The sequence below is a fragment of the Ekhidna sp. genome, from assembly GCF_964218185.1.
Taxonomy (GTDB): Bacteria; Bacteroidota; Bacteroidia; order Cytophagales; family Cyclobacteriaceae; genus Ekhidna.
The window spans coordinates 1127782-1140093 of the sequence record NZ_CAXPLV010000005.1 but is presented as its reverse complement, the minus strand read 5'-3'; the positions used below and the strand labels follow the sequence as shown (position 1 = coordinate 1140093).

Here is a 12312-nt window from a genome sequence, read left to right as displayed (position 1 = left end):
GGTTAGGTCAAAGCATTCCGCCCATTACACCTCCCATAATCATAAACAAAATGGCTAGTGCGTAAAGTGAAAGTACCACAATGGTCAATATGCCCATGAAAACAAACAGCCTCTTCATGTTAGCATAAGCCTCTGAACATTCCGATTGATCATTGGCCTTTATGCCGTTCCTAACTTGTGTACTAAAGCGAAACAAGTATAGTGACGGGAAAATATAAAGAAGAGAAAATAAAATGTAGACAATGCCTACACTTCCTCCAAGACCTGGATAAACCCCTCCAAATGCTCCTCCAAACATGGCAAGCCCTGCTAAAACGATAAAGCCACTCATAACAAAACCAACTATCGAGAGGAATTTTCCCCATCTGGCTGTTTCTAAAAAATTGGCTTGATCGGCGCTAGTAAGTTTCAATTGATTTTCTTCCATTTTACTCTTTTATTGTTGCTATACACTTCAACTCAATCGCGATGGGTGTGGGCAGTGAACTGATCTCTACGGTCGTCCTACACGGCTGATTGTCTTTGAAGTACTCAGCGTAGATTTTATTATAGATTTTAAAGTCATCTTTCATATTGGTGAGGAAAACAGTCACATCCACCAAATCATCCCAGCCTGCACCTGAGGCCTCCAGAATAAGCCTTACATTCTTAAATACAGAGTGACACTGCTCAGCTATATCGTAGCTGATAATTTCTCCATTTTCGTCTAACTCTACGCCCGGGATCTTTTTAGTGCCTCTTTCTCTCGGTCCCACTCCTGACAAAAAAAGTAAATTTCCTACCTTTCTTGCATGAGGGTAAAGTCCCACAGGCTCTGGTGCCTTGTCTGAATCAAATTTCATTTTCAAGTTTTTTAGTTTAATAGTCAATAGTCGACAGATCACCTATCGACTGTAAACTGTGGACTATTTGCTATTCATTATCTCCTCAATCTCCTCCGCCTCGATCGGAATGTTTTCCATCAAGTTGATGTGACCATTCTTCGTGATCACAATGTCATCCTCCAAACGAATGCCGATGTTTTCCTCTGGGATATAAATCCCCGGCTCCACCGTAAACACCATCCCCGGCTCAAACTTTTTGTAAATAGACGCCACGTCATGAACATCTATTCCGATATGATGAGACGTGCCATGCATAAAGTACTTTTTGTATGCTGGCCACTCCGGGTTTTCATTTTTGATGTCCTCAGTGGTGATCAACCCTAGATCAACCAGTTCCTTCTCCATCAACTTTCCAACCTCAGCATGATATTCAGGAATTCGATTTCCGGGCTTCAACAATTTTGTTGCACCATTCTTCACCCGAAGAACTGCATCGTATACCGCTCTTTGCCGATCGGTGAATTTCCCATTCACAGGAATGGTCCGTGTCATGTCGGAGCTGTAATTGGCGTACTCCGCTCCGACATCCATCAGCAAAACATCCCCATCTTTCAACTGCATTCTATTTTCAATGTAGTGAAGCACGCACGAATTACCTCCACCACCGATTATAGGCGTATAAGCAAATCCTTTCGATCTGTTTCTTACAAACTCATGAAGGTACTCAGCCTCCACCTCGTATTCCATCACTCCCGGACGCACAAACTCCAGCACACGTCTAAAGCCCTTCTCTGTGATCTCGCAGGCATGCTGCAGTAGATCTATTTCAATTTGTGATTTCACACATCTCAGGTCAGTCAAAATCGGGGATAGCCGCTCATATTGATACAAAGGATATCGCTCCTTGCATTCCTTGATGAATCGGGCATTCCTCGTCTCCACCTCACTGGCATTTCGAATGTGCTCATTGCTATCCAGGTAGATGTGATCACATTCTGCAAGAATCGTGTAAAAGACCTTTTCAAATTCAGACGTCCATTTCACATTTTGGATGCCCGTCATTTCTGTCCCTTCTTCTTTGGTCAATTTATGACCTTCCCATACCGCTATCTCTTCATTTGTCTCGCGCACAAACAAAATCTCGCGCATGCTTTCATCCGGAAAATCCGGTGCGATGAGTACGATGGTTTCCTCCTGATCCACACCTGTCAGGTAAAGCAGGTTTGCGTTTTGCACAAACGGCATGGTGCCATCAGCATTGGTAGGCATGATGTCATTGGCATGCACGATAGCTACTGAACGTGGCTTCATTCGCTTGGCCAGGTTCTCTCTGTTTTGAATAAACAACTGATTGTCAATGGGATCGTAGCGCATGGATTATCTTAGTTCCGTTTTACAAAAAAAGCCTGTCTATGAGGTGGCTAAAATTAGCATTTCTTTTTCTCTATCTACCGCTATCTGCTCAGCAATTGGGATTTGCGTTGGAGCAAATCAATGGGCGGGCCATCATTGATGCCGGGCTTACCGGCAAGGGGGTAAAAATAGGCATTATCGATGGTGGATTTCTGAGAGCCGATGAAAGCGAATCCCTCAAAGCGATTTTTGAAAATGGTCAGATAGCAGGGTATAAAGACTACCTCGATCCGGAGGCAGCACCCTATACGGGTAGTGCCAGTTTTGACGATACGCATGGCACGGAAGTTTGGGAGCTGATTGGAGGGTATAATGAGGTAAAAAAAGTACAATACGGGCTGGCAACTGGAGCAACCTACTACCTGGCTCGCACGGACCATGGTGGCTATGAGCGCAGACAGGAGGAAAAGTTTGCCATCGAGGCGATGGAGTGGATGGCAAGCGAAGGTGTGCAGATCATCAACCTCTCGCTCGGGTACAATTTTGGATTTAACGATAAGCGAGAAAATTACCAACCTGAGCAGATGGATGGGAAGAGTACCATCCTCACTCAGGCTGTGGATCGGATTTCTGAGGAGTACGGGATACTTGTGGTGGTTGCAGCGGGCAATGATGGCGATCACAAGTGGCAGATTGTGGGGTCACCCGGAGATGCCAAAAGTGCCCTGACCGTAGGCGCCACGAAGTACAAGGTGTGGGACGAGATGAAATACAGTTCCAAAGGCCCGGAGTGGTTGGACTATGTGAAGCCCGAAATTTCCTGCTATTCATCGCTGGGTACTTCCTTTTCTGCGCCGATTATTACCGGGCTGGCAGCATGTCTGCTAGAGAAAGACCCGACTGCCTCCGCTGAGCAATTGAAATACGCGATCATAAATGCTGGCAATCTCATATACCCCAACAACTACATTGGGCATGGAGTACCTAATGGGGAGGTAGCAGTGATGACACTAGAAGGAAGTGAAATGCTATGGGAGGATGTAGAGAGAAATGCCAAAAAAAGCCTAATCGTAGAACTAGACAGACCCTCCATCTATATCACGATATATCACAAAGACGGCTGGAAGGTGATGAGAAAAGAAAGCATCCGAACCGACAAAACGAAGATCAAAATCAAACGGAGAGAAGGTGCTGAAAGAAGCACGGTGATTTGGGAAGGTGGAAGTTTGGAGGTTGTGTGGGTGGAATGATTAAATTTATTACATGAATAACGCTATAGTGAAAGACATTTTACTAATAATTGGAATAGTATTTATCTGTTTTTTGTCCGTTTGGTTATTTACAAGACCAGCGATTTTACCAATTTTCGATCTTAGCAATTTTGGAACTATTGGTGATGCTATTGGCGGAATAACAGCTCCTGCAATAGGTGGATTGGGGGCATATCTTGTATTCAAATCATTTAAGGCTCAACAAAATGCCAATAAAATACAATTTGAAGCACTTTCACAGCAAAGAGAGTATGATATGTTATTTGCAATTTATTCTGAATTCAAACTCGATTGCAAAAAAATAGACCAATCAATGACTGGATTAACTGATTATAATCACACTAAAATACCGACTCTAACCTTCTTTTATCGAGAAATCAACGGAGCATCTGAGTACTCAAAGATTACGAATCAATTGATCCGAGACTTAAGGGGCCTTACCTTTCATGTTTGGAGTTTTTACGATCCAATCGAAAATATTCTGAACCAAAAAAAATATGGCGAAAAAATTGAAGATACATCTTTATATATCTTGATTTCAAAATTCTTAAACAGTTATGATACATACATTAAAGAAATCTTTAGTGAAATATCTAAAGCAGATCCATCTCTTTTAGATGGGAAAGTTCTAAAGAAAGATGTTGATACTGCAATTAATCAAGTTGAATCTTTATCTAATCATGTGACAATCACCTACTCCCCACTCCTCTAAAAATCCTTCTGGAAAAGCCTTTGTCGTCCATCACCTCCCCATCACTCACTTTCTTCACGCCCTCCACGGTGTAGAGTGCCTGAGGATTGTACTTCTTGATGGCTGATACGGTATTCGGTAGTTTTTCACGCTTAATCACCGTAAATAGCACATTCACAGGCCCATCACCGGAGGTAGCCTCCAGATTGGTAAATCGCATATTTTCATCCTTGAAGAAACCAATGAGATCATCTGCCGGCTTGGCCGTGATCACACGTACCACCACATTGCCAATAGCTAGACGCTCCTCGATCATCATCCCAACGAAAATACCAGATGCATAACCTCCGGCATACGCCAGGAATGTCTGCCAGCTACCTAAGTTTTGAAAGATCTGACTAATAGCCATTAACCAGATAGCCGCCTCGAAAAAGCCCATAACAGTGGCCACATATTTTTTGCTCTGCAGCATAAAAATAATCCGTAGTGTATTGATAGACACATCGCACACCCTGGCCACAAAAATCAGGAGCGGGATCACCACATAGTTCAACAATTCAGGGTCGATATCGAAGATTTCGGATAGGTTCATGGGGTAAAAGTATCTCCTGTGTCTACCCACTCCAAGTAGGTGACGGATAATTTAACCTGATTGTCCATTTTCTAATTTCCTCCTCGTCTTAGAGGAAATAATTATCTTAACTAAAACTCAACAACAAGATGAAAAAGTATTTGTACGTATTCCGAGGTGGCGATGAAGGCTATGCTGACCAATCTCCCGAGCAGATGCAGGCGCACATGCAACGCTGGGGCGAGTGGATGGCCAAAGTAAAAGCAGAGGGCTACCCCCTTCAGGCAGAAGGCAAAGTAGTAGGCCCGGGAGGTAAAATCGTAACGGATGGGCCTTTCACTGAAGGCAAGGAAATCGTTGGTGGCTATGTGTACCTGGATGCCAAAGACATGGATCATGCAGTAGAGCTATCCAAGGACTGCCCGATTTTCGAGTTTGGTGGCACTACAGAAGTGAGGGAGATTATTACAGATTTTTAAACTCACTCCCTTCCAATAAGTGTCATCCTGAGTGAAACGAAGGAATCTACCTTTAATGTTGATGATCCTTTACTGCGTTCAGGATGACACTCAAAAATTAATTGTCACCCTGAGCCTGTCGAAGTGACTATCTTTCGACGGGCTCAAGATGACACTCCTCAAGCATGAAAACCTCTCAACTCGTCGATCACTTTTTCCGAACGGAATATGGTAAGGCCGTATCTCACCTGACCAGCAAGTTTGGGTCTGTACACCTAGAGCTTGCTGAGGACAGTGTACAGGAGGCGTTGATCAAGGCGATGCAAACCTGGCCTTACTCGCAAATTCCAGACAATCCTACCGGATGGATTTTACGTGTGGCCCGAAATAAAATGATCGATCAGCTACGGAGAGATCAAAAGACTACCAAGCAAGAAGTACCTGATGCAGCAGAAGAAATGAAAGATGACTTATCGCTTGACTCCATCAATGATGATATGGTGCGAATGATGTTTGCCTGCTGCCACCCCTCACTTAGCCAGGAATATCAAATCATCCTCACACTTAAAATACTGGGTGGACTATCTATTCGTGAGATATCCAGTTCACTGCTAAAAAAGGAAGAAACTGTAGCTAAAGCATACACTCGCGCCAAAAAGAAATTCAAGCAAGATGAAATCAAGCTGCTCATGCCTCCTGCGCATGAGATCGAAAAAAGGCTGGAGATGGTGCTTAAGATTATCTATCTCCTCTTCAATGAGGGCTACAAGTCCGCAGAGGGCGAAACGCTCATACGAAAGGAGCTATGTGATGACGCCATCCGACTCAACAAGGTGCTGTTGGAAAGTGAGCTTTGCAATACTCCAACCGCTAATTCCCTAATGGCACTCATGCACTTTCACGCTTCGAGGTTTGAGGCTCGCACAGATGAGAGTGGTAACATCATCAACCTTGAAAATCAAGATCGAAATCAATGGAACAGAGACCTGATTGATCAGGGGTTGGTTTACTTGGAGCATGCCTCTGAAAGTGATGAAATCAACGAATACATCATTCAGGCGGCTATCAGCGCAGTGCATTGCCAGTCGCCCACTTTTGAGGATACAAATTGGGTAGAAATCCTTCGTCTGTATGATCTTCAGCTCCAGATCACCCCCTCTCCAATCGTTCGTCTAAACCGGATTGTACCGATGGAAAAGGTGCATGGCTCACATGTAGCCTATACCGAAATAGAGGAACTAGAAGAAACTTCTTTCTTCGATGAATATTATCTCTTCTATGCCATCAAAAGTGAGATACTCCAAAACATGGGCGAAAATCAGGGAGCAAGAGAAGCCCTCCACAGAGCCATTGAACTGACAAAGAATGAAAGAGAGAAGGATTATTTGAAGGGGAAGCTTTCTTCAATTATTAGCTAAATACATACTGTACTTAAAATTAATCAGGGAAAAAGCTCTTGCCCACAATGATCCTTTCATTAACACCCTGAGACTTTAATGTTTTCAATATCAAATCTTCTCCACTTCTTAATTTATTGTCTAAAAAATCCTGTACTGAGTTTTGTCTAAAAATATATCTGTTAACCCGAACCTCATCTCCGATGTATTGGCTCAAATCTGTTTTTAAATATGGAAATGAATTTTCCATTTCTTCTGGAATTGTAGGAAAGTAGACTTCCCCACTTATGGAGTAGGCAGCCCAGCCCGAGGTACCATAAAAGGAAACCTGATCCAAATCTGACTCTCCCGTAGTTTCCATCTCAAAATCCTTCACAGAAGCATCAAATACATCAAACGAAAGGTCTATCTTCTCAAATTCGGAGTTTAAATCTTTAGCAACTCTGTAGTTAGTATGTCGAAATCCATCAAATTCACCATATATTTCTGTTGCATAATACTCTGTTATTTGATTGGTAGGGATCCATGCATACAGGTCAGAGGGTTGGATTTCAGACCCATTGACAAGTTGATAGACAATTCTATCATAAGAAGCTTCAAAATCCTCCAAATCAAACCCATCAACTTTCAAGAACAAGTTTGACAACCCATTTAGTCCGGAGAAGATTACTTTTTCCATTTCATTATTCATCACCTCCAGATCTATTTCATATTCTGAATCTCCGATTTCATTGGCAGTAAAGGAGTCATAATCAAAAACTTTAAAGGAAGCACCTTCTTCATTCTCCAATATAATGTAAGCTGCATTTTTATGATTCTGGTTTTGATATTCATACCAGATAAATGGTTCATTCAACCCATTAGAGTGGACTAAGCCCCAATTTCCATTGTATCCAGAAGTTATGGCTAGAGAATGGGCTGGAGTATTAACTGCCTTAATAAAAGAAGTTTTAATAAGTTCACCTCTTCTGTCACCACCTTGGTCACTCAATTTTAAAACTATTGGCTCTGGCTTTATTCCAAAGTATGATTCAATTAAGAACCACCCATCATCATATAGATTTAATTTATGCAGATCAATAGACTCTAAACTCTTGGGCAGATCAATGAAAGAATTTCCTTTTTCAGCCTTTATCCATCCAATCAACTCATGTGTAGAAGGAGAAGTAACAATAAAATAAAGTGATTCTGTTGAGTACCCTTCTCCAATTTCAATTGATAGTTGTGAGTCTGTCTTCAGACTATCATCTTTTGAACACCCAACTATTAAGCTAAAAAACAGGAGTCCTAGGATTAATTTTGTTTTCATCATTCCTTTAAATGTCATATATCAATATACAATAATAGCGAATTGACATCAGCATCGAACTTATCATGACTCATCCAATTTTATACATTCAGCTTACATCTAGCCACTTAATCCCTACCTTTGCGCTCCAATGAGCAAGAAGGAATACGAGCTGATCGAGTTGCCGAATGGAATTCGGATAATCCACAAGGAAGTCAACCACACCAAGATCGCCCATGTGGGCATCATGCTGGATATTGGCAGCCGGGATGAATCACCCGAAGAGCAGGGACTTGCTCATTTTCTGGAGCACATGGTGTTCAAAGGCACCACCAAGCGGAGCTCTTTCCACATCATCAACCGGCTGGAGTCCCTAGGTGGTGAGCTCAATGCGTACACTACCAAGGAAAAAATTTGCTTCTACGCCTCACTACTTGACATCCATCTGGAAAAAGCTGTAGAACTGCTATGCGATATCACTTTCAATTCCACTTTCCCGGAAAAGCAGATCGAGAAAGAACGATCCGTGATTCTGGAAGAGATGAGCATGTACCGGGATACACCGGAGGATTCCATCCAGGATGATTTTGATGAGCAAATCTTCCCTAACCATGCACTTGGCAGAAATATCCTGGGTACCGAAAAAACCGTCAACTCTTTCAAACAGGGGGATTTCAGAAAGTTTTTGGATAAAAATCTGAATACCGAAAAGATCATTCTTTCCAGCGTGGGTAACTACTCAGCCAAGAAAATTCAAAAGCTGGCAACCAAATACCTCAAGGACATTCCTCACAAAAACCATACACCCAGCCGTACTTGGTTTACGGGATATAGTCCCACCAGAAAGGAAATCAAAAAACCAATCACCCAGGCACACATCGCCATGGGCATGCCTTCACTGAGCATCAAAGATCAAAACAGAATCCCATTCTTTTTCGTGGTAAACCTACTCGGAGGGCCAAGCATGAGTTCCAGGCTTAATCTTTCACTTCGAGAAAAACACGGGCTGGTTTACGGTGTAGACGCCAGCTATGCACCCTATTTGGAGACAGGTCAGTTTAGCATCTTCTTTGCTACCGATCCTAAAAATCTGAAGAAAAGTCAGCGCATCATTCTGAAAGAAATCGAGCTGCTTAAGTCTAAGCCACTAGGGAATATGCAGCTTCACAAAGCGAAGAATCAGATCAAAGGACAGATGGCATTGTCTGAGGAAAACAAAAACGCCACCATGCTGATGATGGCCAAAAGTCAGCTGGACTTAAACAAAGTACCGGATATCGATAGTGTATTCCAGAAGATCGATGGGATTACTGCTGCAAACATTCAGGAGCTTTCTACCAGATACTTCCCAATAGATCAGATGAGCTCATTGGCATATCTGCCGGAATAATTTCTATCTTTACATACATGGAATTTCTACCCGACGATCTTCAGAAGTATGTAGAAGATCACTCCGAGCCTGAATCTGATTTGCTTCAGCAGATCAACAGGGAAACTCACCTCCATGTTTTAAAACCACGAATGCTCTCCGGTCACCTTCAGGGACGTGTGCTTTCCATGTTATCTCACATGATTGCACCTAAAAACATCCTCGAAATAGGCACCTATACCGGATATGCTGCGCTTTGTATGGCAGAGGGGATGCAAAAAGATGGCAGACTCATCACCATTGATAACAATGAAGAGTTGGCTGTTCGAACAAAAGAGTACTTCTCTAAGTCTGAATATGCTGATCGTATGGATATGCGAATTGGGAATGCACTTGAGGTGATACCAACGTTGAAAGAAAAATGGGATTTGGTTTTCATAGATGCAGACAAGGAGAATTATGCCAACTATTTTGATCTGGTGATTGAGCGGGTAAATAAAGGTGGATTTATCATTGCTGATAATGTACTTTGGAGCGGCAAAGTATTTGACATGTCAAAGAATGATAAGGATACGGAAGCCATTCGGACTTTCAATAAAAAAATGCACACGGATTCCAGAGTTCAGAACGTTTTATTCCCCATTCGTGATGGGTTGATGATATTGAGAAAATTATGAAGCAATTAGCTAAAAGTCTTAAGCTGCAAGTTACAAGTCTGTTTTTTATTACTATTTCCACAGTCGGTGCTTTGGCTCAGACCGTACCGAGTGAAATGATGCTTGGAGATCTGAGGCTTACGATTAATGAATCTACGCGAAAACAAATTCAAAAAGATGTAGACAGACTCACCCAAAGTCAGACATATTTCAATATTCTGGTGGATCGAATGAATTTGTACTTTCCTATCATCGAACGAGAGCACGGTGGCGCTGGGATTCCCGATCAGATCAAGTTTCTGGCAATCCAGGAAAGTGCATTGATTTCAGATGCAGTTTCTTCAGCCAATGCCGTCGGCTTCTGGCAGTTCAAAGATTTCACCGCACGTGAGGTAGGTCTTACGGTGGATAGAAATGTAGATGAGCGCCTGAATATCGTTTCTGCCTCGAGAGGTTCAGCCAAGTACCTTAATAGTCACAATTTCTTTCTAAAAAACTGGGTGTACTCAGTAATGGCTTACAACACCGGACGTGGTGGCGCTCAAAAGTATGTGGATGACTCCAACCTTGGTGCTAAGCGAATGACCATCAATAACCAGACGCACTGGTATGTCAAGAAATTCATTGCTCATGTAGTGGCATTTTCTCCAGCTGTTGGGCGACCTCATTCTGAGGGGATCTGGCTGGATGAGGTGACGAATGCAGGAGGCAAAAGTTTGGAGCAGATCGCAAGGGAAGAGAAAGTAGATCTGGAAGAACTTAAGAAATACAACAAATGGCTGAAGCGAGGATCAGTACCAAAGGATAAAACATACGCAGTTCTGATTCCTAGAACCGGCACCCCGCCCAAGCGCGCTATTGCTGAGAATTCACGCAGAAACAAAATTTCAACACCACAGACAAAAATTTATCCTACCGAACTTAAGCCAGGCATAACTGAGAAAAATAAGTCTACAATCATTCCTTTGAACGGCATTCCTTCCATCCTATCTCGTGAAAATGATGACGTTCATACTATCTCTGCGCGTGCTGGAATTTCTGAAAAGAAGTTTAGAAAATACAACGACATGGCAGATGCTGACAAGGTCATTCCCAATGAGTTTTACTATGTGAAAAAGAAAAAGGGAAAGGCTAAAATCGGTTTTCATGTCGCTCAAAAAGGGGAATCTCTGTGGGAGATATCTCAGCAGTATGGTATCAAAATTTCTAAACTAGCAAGCAGAAACCGGATGAGCATAACCGATGATTTGAAGCCAGGTCGAGTATTATGGATGGATAAGACCAGACCATCGGATGAGCCAATTGCTTATCATGAGCTTAGTGCGCCAGTCATCACAAAGCCGGTCGCCAAACCAGTAGCCTCTACCAATGGAGTCAATGATGCGTTGATTTCAAAAGAATCTGTAGAAGAGCCTATCGATGAAGAAATCATTGAAGAAGAAGTTCCCGATATCATTGTTCCTGTGGTTGATACGAAGGAGGAACGGTTAAGCAAAGTGAAAATTCACACAATCGCTGCTGGTGAGACACTGTGGAGCATATCCCGACTGTATGAAGTGACCATGGATGATCTCCTTCGATGGAACGAATTACCAAATCCTGATGCTGTAAGTATTGGGCAAAACATTCAGGTGAAAGCACCTATTGAAGAAGCTTCGGTTGGTAAAAACATAATCAACCACACTGTACAGCCCGGAGAGACTGTGTATGCAATTTCACGCAAGTATGGCATGACGGTGGATGAGGTAGTAGACCTGAACAATCTGAAAGGATTTGACCTGAGTGTGGGGCAGGATTTAAGGGTTTATAATCAATAATCAAAATCCAGTCCTAAACGATCTTTGAGGTCTTTGAGATCAGGGTTTTGCTTCACCATATAGTCGAAGATATCGGTGCTGGTGTAGAGTTTTTTCTCAGTTTCAATCTCAGCTATTTCCGTGCGAATGACAATGTGATCGTTTTTGAGTTGGTTGCGCAAAAATTGAACAAGCTCAGTGTCAAACTTTTCGAGAAAGCTCACCTCCAACTGACTACCCAGCATAATGATTACGCTGTGATCCTCCCCTTTTTTCACCGCTTTACCCATCACCAGCCTATCCGTGTCTCCCGCATCAGTCTTATGATCTGAAAAAGCAGCCCAGGCTTTTTGTAAATCCTCCTCTGAATAATCAGTTTCTTTCTTATCAACAACCGGAGAAGCTTCCTCAGTTGCATCCTTTGACTTTTTCTTCCCAAAAATACTTGGTGTCTCCTTTGGCTTATCCGATGAGGATGGCTTTACAACCGGGCTAGGTTTGGCTTTAGGAGCACTTGGGGTGTCTTGATATCCAGTATCCAAAGGCTCTTCCGTAGGTGGGGGAGGCATATCGGGTTGAGAATCCACTTCTGTTTTTGGATTCTCTTTAGGCTTTTGTACCGATGGTGTGGGAGACTC

Annotated in this window: 13 protein-coding genes; 7 read left to right on the top strand and 6 right to left on the bottom strand. The window is 42.7% G+C overall.

The genetic code is table 11. From position 1 onward, the window contains the following. Positions 1–7: 7 nt before the first annotated feature. The 3 genes from ACEQZT_RS10785 to ACEQZT_RS10775 all read right to left on the bottom strand — a co-directional run bounded on the left by ACEQZT_RS10785 (position 8) and on the right by ACEQZT_RS10775 (position 2198). Positions 8–427 carry a DUF5362 family protein gene (locus tag ACEQZT_RS10785; RefSeq protein ID WP_370089434.1) on the bottom strand — a complete coding sequence of 140 codons (420 nt, stop codon included), beginning with the start codon at positions 425–427 and terminating at the stop codon, positions 8–10. A gap of 1 nt (position 428) precedes the next feature. Continuing rightward, a complete protein-coding gene (locus ACEQZT_RS10780) occupies positions 429–842 on the bottom strand; it encodes a RidA family protein (protein WP_370089433.1) in 414 nt (137 codons plus the stop codon). Between the two features lie 63 nt (positions 843–905). After that, complete coding sequence (locus ACEQZT_RS10775) at positions 906–2198, bottom strand: aminopeptidase P N-terminal domain-containing protein (RefSeq protein ID WP_370089432.1); 1293 nt, start codon at positions 2196–2198, stop codon at positions 906–908. A gap of 38 nt (positions 2199–2236) precedes the next feature. On the opposite strand from ACEQZT_RS10775, the gene ACEQZT_RS10770 reads away from it, so the two are divergent. Together ACEQZT_RS10770 and ACEQZT_RS10765 are read left to right on the top strand one after the other, a co-directional pair. Continuing rightward, positions 2237–3427 (top strand): S8 family serine peptidase, encoded by a 1191-nt coding sequence (locus ACEQZT_RS10770; protein ID WP_370089431.1) that lies wholly within the window; start codon positions 2237–2239, stop codon positions 3425–3427. Between the two features lie 13 nt (positions 3428–3440). Beyond that, on the top strand, positions 3441–4160 hold the full coding sequence (locus ACEQZT_RS10765) for a hypothetical protein (RefSeq protein WP_370089430.1): 720 nt from the start codon (positions 3441–3443) through the stop codon (positions 4158–4160). Here the strand turns inward: ACEQZT_RS10765 and ACEQZT_RS10760 are convergent. After that, on the bottom strand, positions 4138–4731 hold the full coding sequence (locus tag ACEQZT_RS10760) for a DUF2179 domain-containing protein (RefSeq protein ID WP_370089429.1): 594 nt from the start codon (positions 4729–4731) through the stop codon (positions 4138–4140). The two genes, ACEQZT_RS10765 and ACEQZT_RS10760, sit on opposite strands and share 23 nt — an antisense overlap. A gap of 128 nt (positions 4732–4859) precedes the next feature. On the opposite strand from ACEQZT_RS10760, the gene ACEQZT_RS10755 reads away from it, so the two are divergent. Continuing rightward, positions 4860–5189 carry a YciI family protein gene (locus tag ACEQZT_RS10755; RefSeq protein WP_370089428.1) on the top strand — a complete coding sequence of 110 codons (330 nt, stop codon included), beginning with the start codon at positions 4860–4862 and terminating at the stop codon, positions 5187–5189. A 164-nt stretch (positions 5190–5353) separates the two neighbouring features. Further along, the gene (locus ACEQZT_RS10750) at positions 5354–6586 is read left to right on the top strand and encodes an RNA polymerase sigma factor (protein ID WP_370089427.1); all 1233 of its coding nucleotides are present in this window, start codon (positions 5354–5356) and stop codon (positions 6584–6586) included. A gap of 19 nt (positions 6587–6605) precedes the next feature. Here ACEQZT_RS10750 and ACEQZT_RS10745 read toward each other — a convergent pair whose 3' ends face one another. Further along, positions 6606–7877, bottom strand: a complete 1272-nt coding sequence (locus ACEQZT_RS10745) for a hypothetical protein (RefSeq protein WP_370089426.1) — start codon at positions 7875–7877, stop codon at positions 6606–6608. A gap of 127 nt (positions 7878–8004) precedes the next feature. Between ACEQZT_RS10745 and ACEQZT_RS10740 the strand changes: the two genes are divergently transcribed. The 3 genes from ACEQZT_RS10740 to ACEQZT_RS10730 are packed head-to-tail and all read left to right on the top strand — an operon-like array spanning position 8005 to position 11695. Beyond that, positions 8005–9243, top strand: coding sequence for a M16 family metallopeptidase (locus ACEQZT_RS10740; RefSeq protein WP_370089425.1), 1239 nt, complete (start codon positions 8005–8007; stop codon positions 9241–9243). Positions 9244–9260: 17 nt separating this feature from the next. Further along, entirely contained in the window at positions 9261–9899 is a 639-nt protein-coding gene (locus ACEQZT_RS10735; protein ID WP_370089424.1) for an O-methyltransferase, read from the top strand. After that, positions 9896–11695, top strand: coding sequence for a LysM peptidoglycan-binding domain-containing protein (locus tag ACEQZT_RS10730; protein ID WP_370089423.1), 1800 nt, complete (start codon positions 9896–9898; stop codon positions 11693–11695). The genes ACEQZT_RS10735 and ACEQZT_RS10730 overlap by 4 nt, the downstream gene beginning before the upstream one ends. On the opposite strand, the gene ACEQZT_RS10725 is transcribed toward ACEQZT_RS10730, so the two are convergent. Next, on the bottom strand, positions 11689–12261 hold the full coding sequence (locus ACEQZT_RS10725; RefSeq protein ID WP_370089422.1) for a hypothetical protein: 573 nt from the start codon (positions 12259–12261) through the stop codon (positions 11689–11691). The genes ACEQZT_RS10730 and ACEQZT_RS10725 overlap by 7 nt on opposite strands. Between the last annotated feature and the right edge of the window lie 51 nt (positions 12262–12312).

Excerpts from the sequence above, each read along its gene's own strand:
- ACEQZT_RS10785 (WP_370089434.1), bottom strand. The coding sequence starts at position 427 with ATGGAAGAAAATCAATTGAAACTTACTAGCGCCGATCAAGCCAATTTT.
- ACEQZT_RS10780 (WP_370089433.1), bottom strand. The coding sequence starts at position 842 with ATGAAATTTGATTCAGACAAGGCACCAGAGCCTGTGGGACTTTACCCT.
- ACEQZT_RS10775 (WP_370089432.1), bottom strand. The coding sequence starts at position 2,198 with ATGCGCTACGATCCCATTGACAATCAGTTGTTTATTCAAAACAGAGAG.
- ACEQZT_RS10770 (WP_370089431.1), top strand. The coding sequence starts at position 2,237 with ATGAGGTGGCTAAAATTAGCATTTCTTTTTCTCTATCTACCGCTATCT.
- ACEQZT_RS10765 (WP_370089430.1), top strand. The coding sequence starts at position 3,441 with ATGAATAACGCTATAGTGAAAGACATTTTACTAATAATTGGAATAGTA.
- ACEQZT_RS10760 (WP_370089429.1), bottom strand. The coding sequence starts at position 4,731 with ATGAACCTATCCGAAATCTTCGATATCGACCCTGAATTGTTGAACTAT.
- ACEQZT_RS10755 (WP_370089428.1), top strand. The coding sequence starts at position 4,860 with ATGAAAAAGTATTTGTACGTATTCCGAGGTGGCGATGAAGGCTATGCT.
- ACEQZT_RS10750 (WP_370089427.1), top strand. The coding sequence starts at position 5,354 with ATGAAAACCTCTCAACTCGTCGATCACTTTTTCCGAACGGAATATGGT.
- ACEQZT_RS10745 (WP_370089426.1), bottom strand. The coding sequence starts at position 7,877 with ATGATGAAAACAAAATTAATCCTAGGACTCCTGTTTTTTAGCTTAATA.
- ACEQZT_RS10740 (WP_370089425.1), top strand. The coding sequence starts at position 8,005 with ATGAGCAAGAAGGAATACGAGCTGATCGAGTTGCCGAATGGAATTCGG.
- ACEQZT_RS10735 (WP_370089424.1), top strand. The coding sequence starts at position 9,261 with ATGGAATTTCTACCCGACGATCTTCAGAAGTATGTAGAAGATCACTCC.
- ACEQZT_RS10730 (WP_370089423.1), top strand. The coding sequence starts at position 9,896 with ATGAAGCAATTAGCTAAAAGTCTTAAGCTGCAAGTTACAAGTCTGTTT.